12 protein-coding genes are annotated in these 16521 nt (G+C 73.0%); 4 read left to right on the top strand and 8 right to left on the bottom strand.

Annotation, left to right across the window (positions count from 1 at the left end; all coding sequences use genetic code 11):
• Window positions 1–44: 44 nt before the first annotated feature.
• A complete protein-coding gene (locus ACWDX9_RS16505) occupies window positions 45–1247 on the bottom strand; it encodes a cytochrome P450 (protein ID WP_449954260.1) in 1203 nt (400 codons plus the stop codon).
• 86 nt (window positions 1248–1333) lie between these two features.
• Between ACWDX9_RS16505 and ACWDX9_RS16500 the strand changes: the two genes are divergently transcribed.
• Window positions 1334–1891 (top strand): TetR/AcrR family transcriptional regulator, encoded by a 558-nt coding sequence (locus ACWDX9_RS16500; RefSeq protein WP_449891362.1) that lies wholly within the window; start codon window positions 1334–1336, stop codon window positions 1889–1891.
• 27 nt (window positions 1892–1918) lie between these two features.
• On the opposite strand, the gene ACWDX9_RS16495 is transcribed toward ACWDX9_RS16500, so the two are convergent.
• Window positions 1919–3427, bottom strand: a complete 1509-nt coding sequence (locus tag ACWDX9_RS16495; RefSeq protein ID WP_449954257.1) for a phytoene desaturase family protein — start codon at window positions 3425–3427, stop codon at window positions 1919–1921.
• 221 nt (window positions 3428–3648) lie between these two features.
• On the opposite strand from ACWDX9_RS16495, the gene ACWDX9_RS16490 reads away from it, so the two are divergent.
• From ACWDX9_RS16490 to ACWDX9_RS16480, 3 genes are all read left to right on the top strand, one after another.
• A complete protein-coding gene (locus tag ACWDX9_RS16490; RefSeq protein WP_449954255.1) occupies window positions 3649–4575 on the top strand; it encodes a pseudouridine-5'-phosphate glycosidase in 927 nt (308 codons plus the stop codon).
• Entirely contained in the window at window positions 4572–5513 is a 942-nt protein-coding gene (locus tag ACWDX9_RS16485) for a carbohydrate kinase family protein (RefSeq protein WP_449954253.1), read from the top strand. The genes ACWDX9_RS16490 and ACWDX9_RS16485 overlap by 4 nt, the downstream gene beginning before the upstream one ends.
• 83 nt (window positions 5514–5596) lie before the next feature.
• On the top strand, window positions 5597–8041 hold the full coding sequence (locus tag ACWDX9_RS16480) for a hypothetical protein (protein WP_449954250.1): 2445 nt from the start codon (window positions 5597–5599) through the stop codon (window positions 8039–8041).
• A 16-nt stretch (window positions 8042–8057) separates the two neighbouring features.
• Here ACWDX9_RS16480 and ACWDX9_RS16475 read toward each other — a convergent pair whose 3' ends face one another.
• The 6 genes from ACWDX9_RS16475 to ACWDX9_RS16450 form a co-directional block, all read right to left on the bottom strand.
• Window positions 8058–11003, bottom strand: a complete 2946-nt coding sequence (locus tag ACWDX9_RS16475) for a helix-turn-helix transcriptional regulator (protein WP_449954247.1) — start codon at window positions 11001–11003, stop codon at window positions 8058–8060.
• A gap of 47 nt (window positions 11004–11050) precedes the next feature.
• Window positions 11051–11485: a GNAT family N-acetyltransferase gene (locus ACWDX9_RS16470; RefSeq protein WP_350722284.1), complete on the bottom strand. Its 435-nt coding sequence runs from the start codon at window positions 11483–11485 to the stop codon at window positions 11051–11053.
• Between the two features lie 95 nt (window positions 11486–11580).
• Window positions 11581–12717: an acyl-CoA dehydrogenase family protein gene (locus ACWDX9_RS16465; protein WP_449954244.1), complete on the bottom strand. Its 1137-nt coding sequence runs from the start codon at window positions 12715–12717 to the stop codon at window positions 11581–11583.
• 2 nt (window positions 12718–12719) lie between these two features.
• Window positions 12720–13625, bottom strand: a complete 906-nt coding sequence (locus tag ACWDX9_RS16460) for a hydroxymethylglutaryl-CoA lyase (protein ID WP_449954241.1) — start codon at window positions 13623–13625, stop codon at window positions 12720–12722.
• Window positions 13625–15583: an acetyl/propionyl/methylcrotonyl-CoA carboxylase subunit alpha gene (locus ACWDX9_RS16455; protein ID WP_449954239.1), complete on the bottom strand. Its 1959-nt coding sequence runs from the start codon at window positions 15581–15583 to the stop codon at window positions 13625–13627. Before ACWDX9_RS16455 ends, ACWDX9_RS16460 begins: the two co-directional genes overlap by 1 nt.
• A 3-nt stretch (window positions 15584–15586) precedes the next feature.
• Window positions 15587–16521 (bottom strand): acyl-CoA carboxylase subunit beta (locus tag ACWDX9_RS16450; protein ID WP_449954236.1); only part of this gene is annotated, 935 nt, incomplete at its 5' end.

Here is a 16521-nt window from a genome sequence, read left to right as displayed (position 1 = left end):
CATCATGAAAACCTGATAAACGCCATCATGCGCGTTCCATGAGATCACCACGCCACAGGCATCGCCTTGAGCCCGAAGATGGGGCCGTCGCTCTTGATCGGCAGCTCCTCGTCCGGCGCGGTGACCCGCAGGCCGGGGATGCGCTCGAACAGCGTGCGCAGCGCGATCTCCATCTCGGCCCTGGCCAGGTTCTGGCCGAGGCACTGGTGGACACCGTACCCGAACGCCACGTGGTGGCGGGCCCCGCGCTCGACGTCGAACTCGTCCGGCCGCTCGAACGCCCGCTCGTCCCTGTTCGCGGAGGCGCCGAGCACGAAGATGCCCTCGCCCTTCCTGACGAGCTGTCCGTCGATCTCCTGGTCCTCGACGGCCACCCGGTCGAACGCCACCCAGTCCACGATCGAGTGGTAGCGCAGCAGCTCGTCCACCGCCATGGGCCACTTGTCCGGATTCTCGCGCAGCGCGGCGAGCTGGGCGGGGTGGCGCAGGAGGGTGAGGGCGGAGAGCGGGATCATGTTCGCGGTGGTCTCGTGGCCCGCCACGAGCAGCAGGAAGGTCACGCCCACGAGCTCGGCATGGGTGAGCTGACCGCTCTCGATCAGCCGCCCGAGCAGGTCGTCCTTGGGCTGCTGCTCCGCCTTGGCGACCAGGGTGTCGAGGTAGTCCCTGAGCGCCATGATCGCGGCGTAGCTCGCGGCGGGGCCGTCGGCGCTGGAGAGCATCTCGCGGGTACGCGACTGGAAGAACTCGCGGTCGTCGACGGGGACGCCGAGCAGTTGGCAGATGACCAGCGACGGCAGCGCCAGCCCGAACGCCTCCACCAGCTCCGCCTCGTCGCCCTTGGCCAGCATGTCGTCGATGAGCTCGTCCACGGTGCGCTGGATGCCGGGCCGCAGCTCCTTGACGCGCCTGACGGTGAACTCGGGGATGAGCAGCCGCCGGAACCGGCCGTGCTCGGGCGGGTCGAGGTCGATGAAGTGACCGATCGCGAACTCCTTTGCCGCGGCCCGCTCCTCGGGGGTGGGCGGCTCCGGCCTGAACGCCCAGTTGGGGTGACCGGGGGTCGCCGGGTTGGTGCTGATGCCCGTGCCCGACAGGACCTGTTTGGCCGCGGCGTGGCGGGTGACGAGCCAGACGTCCCCGCCGGGGAGCGAGGCTCGTACGAGGGGGGCCTGCTCGCGCATCCGCTCGTACTCGGGCGGGGGCGCGAACGGGCAGGTGCGCTGGACAGGGAAGGTTTCGGCCATAGTCTGCTCCCGTACAAGCCGGATCGCATTGCTTACTTACGCGAAAGTAAGCAATCGCGGGCCGGTCGTCAAGTGATGGGAGCGGGATGGCAGGGCGGCGGACGGACACCAGGGACCGGATCCGGCAGGTGGCGCTGGAGCTGTTCGCCGAGCAGGGGTATGAGCAGACCACGCTGCAGGAGGTGGCCGAGCGGCTGCAGATCACCAGGCCGGCGCTCTACTACCACTTCAGCACCAAAGAGGCGATCCTGGAGAGCGTCGGCGAGCGGCTGGCCGAGTCGATCGACGAGCTGGTGGAGTGGGGGCACGCGCAGCCCAAGACCCCCGAATCGAGGCGGGAGATCCTGCGGCGGATCGGCGAGCTGCTGGAGGGGCAGTGGCGTCCCCTGTTCAAGTTCGCGCAGGTCAACCAGGGTGTGATGCAGGGCCTGCCGGCCGGTGAGCGGATGCAGGCCGGGATCGTCAAGATGGTGTCCCTGCTGGAGGATCCGGAGTCCGGCCCGGTGCGGAAGTTCGAGGCCCGGCTGGCGGTGTTCGCGGTGATCCTGGGCAGCGTGCCGTTCCTCTTCGACCTGGACGTGCCGGAGGCGGAGCGGTCGGCCGTGGCCATGGAGGTGGCCACGAGGCTGATCTCGGAGGATTAGCCGAGGGGATCAGGGGGATCAGGGGGATCAGCGCTTCAGCACCGCCATGGCCGCGTTGTGGCCGGCGATGCCGCTCACGCCGCCGCCCCTGCGGGCGCCGGCGCCGCACATCAGGATGCGCTCGTGCTCGGTCTCCACGCCCCACCGCTCGCCTTCTTCCGCATACGGCCAGCTCAGGTCGGTGTGGAAGATGTGGCCGCCGGGCAGCCCGGCCTCGTTCTCGAGGTCGACCGGGGTCTTGGCCTCGGCGCACAGCGTGCCGTCGGGGGCCCTGAGCAGGCATTCCTCGATGGGCTCGGCGAGCACGGAGTTGATGGAGGCGAAGGTGGCGTCCAGGGCGGCCTTTCTCGCTTTATCCGGATTTTTCCGGAAAAGGCGGGCGGGCATGTGGAGGCCGAACAGCGTCATCGTCTCGGCCCTGCCCCTCAGCCCGGGCCCGAGGATCGACGGGTCGGTCAGCGAATGGCAGTAGACCTCGGCCGGCGGCAGCTCCGGGATCTCCCCGCGCGCCGCCTGCTCGTAGGCCGCGGCGAGCTGGTCGCGGCTCTCGTTGATGTGGAACGTGCCGCTGAAGGCCGCCCGCGGGTCCACGGACGCGTCCTTCAGCCGGGGCAGCCTCGTCAGCACCATGTTGACCTTCAGCTGCGCGCCCTCCGGCGCCTCCCCGGGCCTGCCCAGCACCCGGTCGAGCACGGCCGGCGGCAGGTTGACCAGCACGTGGCCGCCGTTCACCGTGTGCTCGCCGCCCTCGTCCGCGAACGTGACCTCGCCGGACGGCGAGATCCCCACGATCTCGGTCCCGGTCCTGATCTCGGCGCCCGCCCGCCTGGCGGCCGCCTCGAGCGCCCCCGAGACGGCGCCCATTCCGCCGACGGGGACGTTCCACTCGCCGGTGCCGTCGCCGATCACGTGGTAGAGGAAGCACCGGTTGGCGAGCAGGTCGGTGGCGGGGTCGGCGAACGTGCCGATGAGCGCGTCGGTCAGCACCACGCCGCGCACGGTGTCGTCCCCGAACCGCTCCTCCACGGTCCGCCCGATCGGCCGCCGGAACAGGTCCCGCCACGCCTCGGGGCCGACGAGCCGTTCGACCTCGGCGGCGGACGGGAGGGGTTCAAGCAGCGTGGGCGCCAGCGCCTGCGCCACGCGCGCGGTCATGGCGTAGAAGTCCTGCCACGCCTGGTGGTCGGCCGCGCCGCCGGTGACGCCCCTGAACGAGGCTGCCGTGGCCGCCGCGTCCTCGTTGTCGACGAGCAGGCCGGTGTCGCCCTTGGGCGTGTACGAGGCGTAGCGGCGGCGGCGCAGCTCCAGGTCCAGCCCCAGGTCGCGGACGATCGCGGAGGGCAGGAGGCTGACGAGGTAGGAGTAGCGCGACAGCCGTACGTCGACGCCGGGGAAGGCCCGCGCGGAGATCGCCAGGCCGCCCACGTGGTCGTGGCGTTCCAGGACGAGCACGCTGCGCCCCGCTCCGGCCAGGTAGGCGGCCGCCACCAGCCCGTTGTGCCCGCCTCCGGCCACGATCACGTCATACGACCCCATCCCCGCACCATACGACCCCACCCACACCACCCGTCAACGCTCACTCTCGGACATTTCTCACGATCCGCCGGGTCACTGGCGGGCACCGCACCCCCTGTGTGATCCTCAGGTGAACCGCCACCTGATCAGCGCCGCAGCCTGCTGAGTTCCGCACAAAATCCCGTAAAATACGTTTTTCGCCCTAGCAGGCCAGGACCCACCCAAGGAGCACGAAACTCACCATGCGCAGCACCCCCGACTCCGTTCTGCAGCCGTCCGACGAGGTCGCCGAGGCCCTGGCGAATGGCGCGCCCGTCGTCGCCCTGGAGTCCACGATCATCTCCCACGGGCTGCCGCAGCCGCGCAACCTGGAGGTGGCGCGCGAGCTGGAGGGGATCGTACGGGCGGCCGGCGCCGTCCCGGCCACGATCGCCGTGCTGGACGGCGTGCCCCGCATCGGCCTCAACGAGGTGGAGCTGGAGCGCATCGCGACCGAGTCCGGCCTGCGCAAGCTGGGCCAGCGGGACCTGCCCGTGGCGGCGGCGCTGAAGGCCAGCGGCGCCACCACCGTGTCGGCCACGTCGTTCCTCGCCGCCCGCGCCGGCGTCCGCGTCTTCGCCACCGGCGGCCTCGGCGGCGTGCACCGCGGCTGGACCGAGGACCAGGACGAGTCCGCCGACCTCGACACGCTGGCGCGCACCCGCATCACCGTCGTCTGCGCCGGCGTCAAGTCGATCCTCGACGTGCCCGCGACGCTGCAGCGCCTGGAGACGCGCGGCGTGACCGTGGCGGGCTACCGTACGGACACCTTCCCCGGCTTCTACCTGCACTCCTCCGGCCAGCCGATCGAATGGCGGATCGAGTCGCCCGCCGACGCGGCGGAGATCATGCGGGGCCAGGACGCGCTCGGCGGCCAGGAGACGGCGCTGATCGTCGCCAACCCCGTCCCCGTGGACCAGCAGCTCGACCCCGAGCTCCATGACCGCGTGCTGGCCGAGGCGCTGGCCGCCGCCGAGCGGCAGGGCGTCAAGGGGCAGGCGATCACGCCGTTCCTGCTCGGCTACCTGGTGGACGGCACCGGCGGGGCCTCCCTGGAGGCCAACCTGGCCGCCGTGCGCGGCAACGTCGCCCTGGCCTCGCAGATCGCCCGGTCATGGGCGCGGCCGTGACGGACAAAGTGACGGGCAGGGCCCTGCTCGTCATCGGTGACGTGGTCACCGATGTGGTGGCGTTGCATGGTTCGCCGGTCATGTCGGGCACCGACACGGCGGCCGACATCGTCCTGCGCCCCGGCGGCTCCGGCGCGAACACCGCCGCCTGGGCCGCCCGCCTCGGCGCCGACGTGCGCCTGCTGGCGAGGCTCGGGTACGACAGCAGCGAGTGGCACACCACCGAGCTGGCCAAGACGGGGGTCCGGCCGCACGTCTCGGTCGATCCCGACCGTCCCACCGCCGTCGTGATCGCGATGGTGGACCGCAGCGGCGAGCGTACGATGCTCACCAACCGCGGCGCTGGCGGCCTGATCTCCGAGGCCGACTGGGACCCGGCCCTGCTCGATGGCGTCGGCCGGCTCCACCTGTCCGGCTACCTGCTGTTCGCGGAGGGCGGGCTGCGCCTGGCCAGGCTGGCGATGGCCGAGGCCGCCGCCGCCGGGATCGCGATCAGCGTCGACCCGGCCTCCACCGGCCCGCTGCGCGACTTCGGGGTCGAACGTTTCATCCGCGAATCCGCCCCCGCCGGCCTGATCCTCCCGAATCTTGATGAGGCCCTCTTGCTGAGTGGAGCCACGACGGCGGAGCGCGCCGCCGTACTCTTGAGTGAGACATACGGCACAGCGATCGTGAAGCTGGGAGCACGGGGCGCGCTGGCCGCCGTGGACGGCGAGGTCGTCGCGGCGGCGGCAGGTGTGTCCACCGAGGTCGTGGACTCGACGGGAGCGGGTGACGCGTTCGCCGCCGGGTACCTCACCGGGGTTCTGCAGGGTGTCGGCGAGGAGGCGGCTTTGGAGGCTGGTTGCCGTGCTGGTGCCGCATGTGTGGCCCAGGTGGGCGGTCGGCCACGGTACGGTTTGGATCTGAACCGTCTTTACCCTATTCACACTGATTGATAGCTTGCCGCGTAAGCTACACCATTAGCCACACGCGTTTCGGTCAGCACCACGCGGCTCACTGGGGAGGATAAGGTCCGCCGATGGAAGTCGAGTCATCGATCTGCCTGAGCGACCTAGTCCCTGCTCTGCGCTGGAGCCGCCCGCAGCAGGTGGCCGAAGCACTGGCCGATCCGCGGCTGCCGGCGGGATGGTGGCACTCCCTCGCGCTGTCGAGGGCGCTCGGCACGGCGGGGCTCGACTGGATCTGCGAGCGGCTGGCGCGGCTGGCCTCCTCTCGCTGGGACCATCTGCCGCTGGCCGACCTGCTGCCCGCGCTGACCGTCCACCACATCGATCCGGCGCTGCCGGGCTGGCCCGAGGACACCCGTACGGCGATCACCGGGCTCGGCGGCTGGCAGCGGCTGCGCCGCCTGTCCCCCAGCGACCTGGGCACGCCGTCGGCGACGCCCGAAGTGGTGATCGGCTCCGTCTTCCGCGAGATCCTCGGCCGCATCCCGGCCCAGCGTGCGGCCCCCGCGGCCGATCACCCCGAGGTCACCCGGCCGCTCATCCGGGGCACGGGCTCCTTCCCCGTCCAGGCAGATCCGGTGCCCCAGACCGGCATGTTCGCCGCCCAGAGCGGCGCCGAGCAGCGCCCGGGCCAGGCCGACGCCGCGCCGCAGCGCCCGGCCGCCGCCGCGGACCAGCGCCAGACGGGCTCGTTCCCGTCCCAGCAGCCCTCGGGCACCGGCCCCCAGGCCGCCCAGGGGCCGGACAGCGGCCGCCAGACCGGCTCCTTCCCCTCGATATCCGACCGCCCGGGCGGTCCCTCTCAGGACCGCCAGGTCGCCCCCGCGCAGGACCGCCAGACCGGCCCGTCCCAGGACCGCCAGACCGGTTCCTTCCCGGCCCAGCCGGCGCCGGACGCCGCTGGGCCGGCGCGGCAGACGGGGTCGTTCCCCGCGCAGACCGGCTCGTTCTCCGCGCAGCCGCAGAGCGGCTCGTTCCCGGCGCAGGGGTTCGCCGGCGAGGGCCGCCCGGCCCCCGGCCAGCCTGGCCGGCCCGACCGCGCCCCGCAGCGCCCCGCGAGCCCCCAGTCCGACGCCCAGCCCGGCGCCCAGTCCGGCCGCCAGGACAACAGCTCCGCCCCCGGCGGCCCCAGCACCGGGTCGATGCCCGCGGTCCCCGGCGGCCCCAGCACTGGGTCGATGCCCGCGGTCCCCGGCGGCCCCAGCACTGGGTCGATGCCCGCGATCCCCGGCGGCCCCAGCACTGGGTCGATGCCCGCGGTCCCCGGCGGCCCCAGCACTGGGTCGATGCCTGCCGTCCCCGGCGGTCCCAGCACCGGGTCGATGCCCGCGATCCCCGGCGGCCCCAGCACGGGGTCCATGCCCGTCGTCCCCGGCGCGCCGGGCGCCTCCAAGAGCAACGGCACCCCGAGCTACGCGGCGCCCGTTCCCACCGCTCCGCCGGTCCCCAGCAGCCCCGTGCCGACCGACGCCGACCACGCGATGGTGCGGGTCGTGGACAACCTGTTCCGCAGCCTGGACAAGCTGGAGCTGGCGGTGGCCGTGCACCGGCTGTTCGCCGAGGACCCGGTCAGCCTGCGGACGCTCGCCCACAAGATGCTGGTCGACCGGGACGCGCTCTCCCAGGCCCAGCGCACGGCCGAGGAACGCGTCCTGCACTGGCTGCGCTCCTCGGAGTCCGCGCCGGTCACGGGCCACATGTTCCGCCTGACCGAATGGCTCGGCGCGGCGGCCACCGAGGACCAGCTGATCGGCGCCGACCCGGCCCATCCCGTGACGGTCCCCTCGCTGCGCACCCCGCTGTGGCGCGTGCTGGTGACGCTCATGCCCGACCGCCGCTTCCAGGACGGCTGGCTGGTCGTGGGCGACCTGCACCGCCTCCAGGACCGTACGAGGCAGCTGCTGGCCTCGAGCCCGCCCGACGCGGACGTCGTGGAGCTGATGGGCGAGCTGGGCATCCGCGCCCACTCCGCCAGGGCCTGGTACGACGCCCTGCCCCAGGAGAGGAGCGGCGACCCGGTGGCCGAGGCCCCGTCGCCCGCCCAGCCCCTGCCCCGCCGCACGCCGGGCGCCAACGGCCACCACCACCGGGGCGGCCAGCCCATCCCGCCGACCCCGGCGAACTCGATCGACCCGTCCGCGGCCCTGGCGACGCTCTCGGCGCTGTCGGGCGGCCGTTCGCCGATGCTGGCAGGCTCTCCCCCGACGCCGCCTCCGCCGCTGCCGAGCCCGTCCTCGGACCCGCGCCGCTGGCAGCGCATCGAGGTGACCCCGGAGCACCTCAGGGGCGGCCCCGTGCCGGTGCCGGAGGGCTACGCGGCCCAGCTCGGCATGCGCCCCGGCACCCTGCTGTCGGTGACCGGGCCCGGGGACAACGCCATCGTCCTGGTCTGGCAGGGCCACCAGCCGGTCTTCGACTCCCTCCAGCCGGTGCTGATGCGCCTGAACGCGCGCCCCGGCGACCAGGTCTACGTCACCGTGGACGGCTACCGCCTGGAAGCCCAGCTGACGGGCTGAGCACTCGCCCTGCCGTTCAAAGGGGCGCGTCGAACAGCCGCAGCCGGTAGGCGGTGGCGGCGGCCTCGCCCCGGGTGGCGACGCCCAGCTTGGCCAGGATGTTGGAGACGTGCACGCTCACGGTCTTCGCCGAGATGAACAGCGCCTCGGCGATCTCCCGGTTGCTCCGCCCGTTCGCCACCTCCCGCAGCACCTCCAGCTCGCGGGCCGTCAGCCCCAGCGGAAGCCCGTCGGCCGCCTCCTCGGCGCCCCCGATCCTGGCCCGCCGCCCGAAGGCGTCGAGCTGCTCCAGCAGCGGCGTCGCGCCCAGCCGGGCGGCCAGCTCCCGCGCGCGGCCCAGCCGCTCCGCGGCCTCCTGCCGGTCGCCGTCCGCCAGCGCCGCCTGCGCCGCGCCCACCAGGCACCGCGCCTCGGCGTACGGCTGCCGCAGCGCCGCCCACGCCCCCGCCGCCCGGTCCCAGGCCTCGAACCGCCACCCGGGCGGCTCGGCGGCGCCGTCGTCCGGCTCGGGACCCGTCAGCGCCGTGAAGGTGAGGTGCTCCGCCCGCTGGAGGTCGCCGTCGACCTCGAGCTCCCGCCCCAGCGCCCGCAGCCGCGTCAGGAGGGCCGCGCCGAGCCGCGCCACCGGCGTGCCCACCCCGGACCCTTGCCGCGGCACCACGGAGCCGAGCAGGTCGGCGATGGTCACCAGCACCGGCCAGGAGTAGCGCGGGGTCTCCACCAGATCGCGCTCCTCCAGCGCCTTCGCTGCCACCTCCACCGCGGCCTCGAGCTCCCCGCGCGCGTGCAGCAGCCGCACCTCCCTGCACAGGTGCGGCAGGACCGTCTGGTCGCGGTAGGTCCCGCGCGACAGCACGCTCCGCGACGACCCCAGCAGCCGCTCGGCCCGGTCGAACTCCCCGCGCGCCAGCGCGATGTCCGTGGCGAACCCCTGCAGGCTGGCCTGGTAGGGCGCCGGCGGCGCGAGGTCGAGCGCGTGCTCGACCACCTCCAGCGCCTCGTCCCACTGCCCCAGTGACACCAGCGGCTCGGCCAGGTTGATCGACAGGAACGCGCCGGACGTGCGGGCCAGCCCGTACTGGCGGGCCTCCTCGATGCCGTCGCGGGCCACCTGCGCGGCCCGCTCGTGGCGGCCCGCCCCCTCCAGCGCGTCGGACTCGGAGATCGCGCAGCGCATCAGCGCGTTGTACGCCTCGCCGCCGCCGGCGAGCCTGCGCGCCTCCGCGAACGCCTCCAGCTGCGCCTCGATCTCGGAGAAGCCGAATCGCGCCCAGGTGAGGTCGATCAGCGCGTGCGCCTCCACCTTGCGGTCGCCCAGCTCGTGGCCGATCTTCATGGCCAGCCGGCTCGTGGCGAGCCGCTCCGACCAGACCTCCCGCCCGTGGAGCATACGGGACAGGGTCTCCAGGACCTGGGCGTGGAGCTTGGTCGGCCGGTCGGAGGCGACCAGCGCGGCCGCCTCGCGCAGGTCGTCGACGAAGCCGGAGCGGCCCAGGTCGTAGCGGGTCAGGCCGCGCTGGCGCAGCAGCTTGGCCGCCCTGATCGGGTCGGCGTCGTGGTCGATCTCGGCGAGGGCGGCGCCGGCCAGCGCGATGGAGCGTTCGTACTCCCCGGCGAGGTGCGCGACCGTGGCCGTGTTCCTGAGCACGTCGATGCGGTCGCAGCCGATGCGCTCGGACGCGTCGGGCACCTGGTCCCACAGCTCCAGCACCCTGGACAGCATCCTGAGCTGCTCGTCGTAGGCGGTGGACCTGCGGGCGACGCCGGCCGCCTGCCAGGCGCTGACCAGCGCCCAGGTGGCGTCGTGGGCGGAGTGCCAGTGGTGGGCCAGCTCGATCGCGCCGCGCGGGGCGGGCAGGATCGACAGGTCGCGCTCCAGCGCCTCGGCGAAGCGGGTGTGCAGGCGGGTGTGCTCGCCGGGCAGCAGGTCGTCGTGGAGCGCCTCGCGGATCAGCGCGTGCCGGAAGCAGTAGCCCTCGCCGTCGACGGTGAGCACGTTTCCCGCCACGGCGGGCCGCAGCGCGCTGGAGAGCGCGTTCTCGTCGAGCCCGGCGACGGCGGAGAGCAGGTCGTGCTCGATGCGCTGCCCGCCGGCGCTGGCCACGCGCAGCAGCTCCTGCGTCTCGGCGGGCAGCCGCTCGACGCTGGCCAGCAGCAGGTCGCGCAGCGACTCCGGCAGCGCGACGCCGCCTCCGTCGCTGAGCAGCGCCTCCACGAACAGCGGGTTTCCCTCGCTGCGCGCGTAGATCAGGTCCATGTCGGCGGGGGACGGCTCCCGCTCCAGGATGCCGGCCGCCTGCGCGACGGCCTCCTTGCGGGTGAGCCTGCGCAGCTCGACCCTGCGCACCCGCTCGACCCGGCCCAGCTCGGCGAGGAGCGGGCGCAGGGGGTGGGTGCGGTGCAGCTCGTCGGTGCGGTACGTGACCACGATCAGCAGGCCCGCCGCGGTCGGCTGGTAGCGGACCAGGAACGACAGCAGGTCACGGGTGGACCGGTCGGCCCAGTGGGCGTCCTCGACGATCAGCAGCACGGGCCGCTCTTCGGCCAGCCGCTCCAGCAGCCCCAGCACCTGCTCGAACAGCCGCGCCCTGGCCTCGGGCCCGTCTCCGTCCGGCTCCCCGAACTCGGGCAGCAGCCGCGCCAGCCCGCGCGTGGTGCCGCCGGGCACGAGCGCCGCCACCCCGTCGCGGCCCAGCTCGCGCACGAGCCCGCGCAGCACGGCGGTGAACGGCGCGAACGGCAGGCCCTCGGTGCCCAGCTCCAGGCAGCCGCCGACGAGCACCAGCGCGTCGTCGGCCCGATCGGTGAACTCCTTGATCAGCCGCGTCTTGCCGACCCCGGCCTCGCCGCCGACGAGCACGGCGGACGACGCCCCGGCACGCGCCCCGACCAGCGCGTCGCCGAGGGCGGCGAGCTCACGGGCACGTCCGACGAAGCGGGGACTGACGGCATGGATACTCACGCCCTAAGAATGCCATCAGCTCACGACAGAATTCCCGGCCGGCCGGGCTAGCGCAGGACCTTGCGGAAGAACGTGGCAGAGGCCTCGTAGCCCAGCGCGTGGTAGAACTCGGGTGCGCGCCGCGTGGCCATCGCCACGTAGCCCGCCTCCCGCGTGCGCGCCCACCGCTCGAACTCCTCCAGCAGGGCCCGGCCGATCCCCTGCCGGCGCGCCCCGGAGCCGACCATGGCCTCCTCGACCCAGGCGACCGGCCCGTTGGCGAACAGGGTCAGATGCACGAACCCCAGCAGGTAGCCCTGCACGCGACCGCCCACGACGGCCGCGAGCAGCAGGGCGTCCTCGTTCGCCAGCAGCTCGGGCAGGGCGGCGTCGAAGGCCCCGCGCTCCGGTCTGAACGTCAGACCGAACTCGCGCGCCAGCGCGAACACCTCGTCCGCGTCCGCCTTCTCCGCCCTCCTGATGAGAAGATCGTCAGCCGTCATGACTGACGACACTAGATCGTCCGAGGTCGCGGACGCAAACTCCCTCGATTCGCCCCGCCGAAAACGTTCAGCCGAAAACGTTCGGCCGGAAACGGTCAGAGGTCACCCAGGCCGAGCTGCCGGGCGATGAGCATGCGCTGGACCTCGCTCGTGCCCTCACCGATCTCCAGCACCTTGGCGTCGCGGTAGAAGCGCCCCACGGGGAACTCGTTCATGAACCCGTACCCGCCGAACACCTGCGTGGCGTCCCGCGCGTTGTCCATGGCCGCGTTCGACGAGACCAGCTTGGCGATCGCGGCCTCCTTCTTGAACGGCGCCCCGGCCAGCATCTTCTCGGCCGCGTGGTAGTAGGCCAGGCGGGCGGTGTGGGCGCGGGTCTCCATGTCGGCGATCTTGAACTGGATGGCCTGGTAGTGGCCGATCGGGTGGCCGAACGCCTTCCGGTCCCTGACGTACTTGAGGCTTTCGTCCACGCACCCCTGGGCGAGCCCCACGCTGAGCGCGGCGATCGCGATGCGGCCCTCGTCGAGGGTCTGCAGGAACTGCGCGTAGCCGCGGCCGCGCTCGCCCAGCAGGTTCGCGGCGGGGACGCGGCAGTCGCTGAAGGACAGCTCGCGGGTGTCGGAGGCGTTCCAGCCGACCTTGGAGTACTTCTTCGACACCGTGAACCCGGGCGTGCCGCTCGGCACGAGGATCGTGGAGATCTCCCGCTCGCCGGTGATCGCGGCCACGCCGACGACGGCGGTGATGTCGGTGCCGGAGTTCGTGATGAAGGCCTTCGTCCCGTTGATCACCCATTCGGGCCCGTCCAGCACGGCGGTGGTGCGCATCCCGCCCGGCACGTCGGACCCGCCGCCCGGCTCCGTCAGGCCGAACGCGCCCAGGGCCGAGCCCGAGGTCAGCTTGGGCAGCCAGTGCTCGCGCTGCTCGGCGTCGCCGAACCGGTAGATCGGCATCGCGCCCAGCGACACCGCGGCCTCCAGGGTGATCGCCACGCTGGAGTCGACGCGGGCCAGCTCCTCCAGCGCCACGCACAGGGCGAAGTAGTCGCCGCCCATGCCGCCGTACTCCTCCGGGAACGGCAGCCCGAACAGCCCCATGGCGCCCATCTGCCGCACGATGTCGTACGGGAACTCCTCCCGTTCGTAGTAGTCGCCGATCACCGGCGCGACCACCTCGCGGGCGAACGACTCGACGGTCTTGCGCAGCTCTTCGTACTCGTCCTTGAGCATGGTCAGCCTTTCGACAGCGCCTGTACGACGCGGGAGGGGCTGGGCCGGCCGAGCAGCTGCGCCAGCCAGGTGCTGGTGGACACGAGCTTGCCCAGGTCGAGCCCGGTCTCGATGCCGAGCCCCCGCAACATCCAGACCAGGTCTTCGGTCGCGAGGTTGCCGGTGGCGGACTCGGCGTAGGGGCAGCCGCCGATGCCTCCCGTGGAGGCGTCGATCGTGGTCACGCCCGCTCTCAACGCGGCCAGGGTGTTGCCGAGGGCCTGGCCGTAGGTGTCGTGGAAGTGCACGGCGAGCCGCTCGGGGCGGCGGAACGCCTTGATCAGCGCGGTCACGTGCCCGGGCGTGCCGACCCCGATGGTGTCGCCGAGGGACAGCTCGTAGCAGCCGAGCCCGAGCAGCCGCTCCCCGACCGAGACGACCTGGGCGATGGGCGTCGGCCCCTCCCAGGGGTCGCCGAAGCACATCGACACGTACGCGCGCACCCGCACGCCGTTGTCCAGCGCCCCGGCCACGACCGGCTCGAACATCTCGAACTGGCTCTCCAGGCTGCGGTTGAGGTTCTTGGCGGCGAACGTCTCGGTGGCGCTGGCGAAGATGGCGATCTCGTCCACGCCGCGTTCCAGGGCCCGGTCGAGGCCGCGCAGGTTGGGGACGAGGACCGGGTAGCGCACGCCGGGCTTCCTGCGCAGCCGGGCCAGCAGCCCGTCGGCGTCGGCGAGCTGCGGCACCCATTTCGGGTGCACGAAGCTGGTCGCCTCGATCACCTTGTGCCCGGCGTCCGCGAGGCGGTCGATGAACTCGGCCTTCACCTCGACGGGCACGATCGAGGACTCGTTCTGCAGGCCGTCGCGCGGGCCGACCTCGTAGATCGTGACCTGCTGCGGCAACCCTTCCATGGGGTACGGCATCAGCCCTCCTCCCTCACCACGGCGAGAACCGCGTCCATGTCGACCGGCTGGCCCGCCTGGACCGCCAGCTCGGAGACCACGCCGTCGCGCGGGGCGGTGACCGTGTGCTCCATCTTCATGGCCTCGACGATCACCAGCGGCTGGCCTTCGGTGACCCGGTCTCCGGCCTGGGCCTTGACCACCAGGACGGTGCCGGGCATGGGGCTCCTGACGACGCCGTCGCCCGTGGCCGCCGCGCCGGGCCGGTCGCCGGGGTCGCCGATGAGGTGCCGGGTGAGCGCCCACGCCGCGCCGTCCTTGCCGAGCCAGAGCGTGTCGGCGTGGCGTACGCGCAGGTAGTGCTCGGTACGGGCGCCGATCGTGACGGTCAGCTCCCCGTCGCCGAGCCGGATGCGCGCGGGCACGATCTCATCGTTTATCCGGACTTCGGCGGATTCTTCGGGCAGGCCGCGGACCTGGACCGCGTGCACCCCGTCCCTCGACTCCAGCCGCCACGTCGTCCAGGCCCGCTCGCCCACCCGCCAGCCGTCCGTGACCTCCCACGGGTCGTCGCCCCGGGGCAGGGTGTGGAAGGCGAGCGCCGCCGCCGCGAGCACCTCGGCGGGCACGTCCGCGGACGGGAGCAGCTCGGGGAGCACGCGCTCGACCAGCCCGGTGTCCAGCTCGCCCGCCTTGACGGCCGGATGTCCGGCGAGGGCCCGCAGGAACGGGATGTTGGTGACCACGCCGAGGACGGCAGTGCGGGCCAGGGCGCGGTCGAGCGTCCTGAGCGCCGAGGCCCGGTCCGGCGCCCAGGCGACGACCTTGGAGAGCATCGGGTCGAACTCGCTGCCCACGACGCCGCCCTCGATCAGCCCCGAGTCCACCCGTACGACGGGTGCGGGGCCGCCCGGGACGCCGCCGTCCGGCTCGCGCAACGCCAGCACGCGGCCGCCCGTCGGCAGGAAGCCGCGGGCCGGGTCCTCGGCGTAGACGCGGGCCTCGACGGCGTGCCCGTCGATCCGCACGTCGTCCTGCCCGAACGGCAGCGGCTCGCCCGCCGCCACCCGCAGCTGCAGCTCGACCAGGTCGAGCCCGGTCACCAGCTCGGTGACGGGGTGCTCCACCTGAAGGCGGGTGTTCATCTCCATGAAGTGGTAGGAGCCGGTGGTCCCGTCCACGATGAACTCGACCGTGCCCGCCCCCACGTAGCCCACCGAGCGCGCGGCCTCCACCGCGGCCGAGCCCATGCGGGCGCGGGTCTCGGGGCCGACGAACGGCGAGGGGGCCTCTTCGATGATCTTCTGGTGCCGGCGCTGCAGGCTGCATTCGCGCTCGCCCAGGTGCACGACGTTGCCGTGGGTGTCGGCCAGGATCTGCAGCTCGATGTGGCGCGGGCTCTCGACGTACCGCTCGATCAGCAGGGTCGCGTCGCCGAACGCCGCCCGTGCCGTGCGCCGGGCCGACTCCAGGGCGTCGGGCAGCTCGGCGGCCGACCGTACGAGCACCATGCCCTTGCCGCCGCCGCCCGCGGAGGGCTTGATCAGCGCGGGGAAGTCGCGCCAGGTCTCCAGCGAGTCGCCGGGCTCGGCCCCGCCGGGCACGACGGGCACCCCGGCCGCCGACACCGTGGCCTTGGCGCGGATCTTGTCGCCCATGGCGTCGATGGCCTCGGGCGGCGGGCCGACGAACACCAGCCCGGCCTGCGCGCACCGCCGCGCGAACGCGGCGTTCTCGGCGAGGAACCCGTATCCGGGGTGGACGGCCTGCGCCCCGGACGCCAGCGCCGCCCCGACAATTGCCTCAATATCCAGATATTTCGGCACTTGGTGGGAGAGGTCGGCCTCCAGCACGTGCCGGGCTCCGGCGTCCGACGCCGTGTGCACGGCCACCGACGTGATGCCGAGCCTGCGCAGCGTGCGGATGACCCGTACGGCGATCTCGCCCCTGTTGGCGATCAGAACACGGTCGAACAACATGCGTCACATCCGGAAGACGCCGTAACCGGCGGGCTCGAGCGGGGCGTTGGCCGCCGCGGACAGCGCCAGGCCGAGGACGGTGCGGGTGTCGAGCGGGTCGATCACGCCGTCGTCCCACAGCCTGGCCGTGGAGTAGTACGGGTTGCCCTGGTGCTCGTACTGGGCCCTGATCGCGTCGGCGTCGGCGGTGCCGACCGTGGTGAGCACGTTCGCGGCCTGCTCGCCGCCCATGACCGAGATGCGGGCGTTCGGCCACATCCACAGGAACCTGGGCGAGTACGCCCGCCCGGCCATCGCGTAGTTCCCGGCCCCGAAGGACCCGCCGATCACGACGGTGAACTTCGGCACCCGCGCGCACGAGACGGCGGTGACCATCTTGGCGCCGTGCTTGGCGATGCCGCCCGCCTCGTAGGCCTTGCCGACCATGAAGCCGCTGATGTTCTGCAGGAAGACGAGCGGGATCCGGCGCTGGTCGCACAGCTCGATGAAGTGGGCGCCCTTCATGGCGGACTCGCTGAACAGGATGCCGTTGTTGGCCACGATCCCCACCGGATGGCCGTGGAGGTGGGCGAACCCGGTCACGAGGGTCGAGCCGTACTCGGCCTTGAACTCCAGGAAGCGCGACCCGTCCACGATCCTGGCGATCACCTCGTGCACGTCGTACGGCTGGCGCGTGTCGGCGGGCACGATCCCGTACAGGTCGCGCGGGTCGTGCCGGGGCGGCTCGGGCTCGACCGTGTCCCAGGGCCGCGCGGCCCGCGGGGCCAGGGTGGAGACGATGTCGCGGACGATGGCCAGCGCGTGCGCGTCGTCCTCGGCCAGGTGGTCGGTGACGCCGCTGACCCGCGCGTGCAGGTCGCCGCCGCCCAGCTCCTCGGCCGTGACCTCCTCGCCGGTGGCCGCCTTCACCAGCGGCGGGCCGCCCAGGAAGATCGTGC

This window comes from Nonomuraea sp. NPDC003201 (assembly GCF_053590415.1).
Note: the sequence above shows the minus strand (reverse complement) of the source record. Positions and strands in the feature narration are given on the sequence as shown.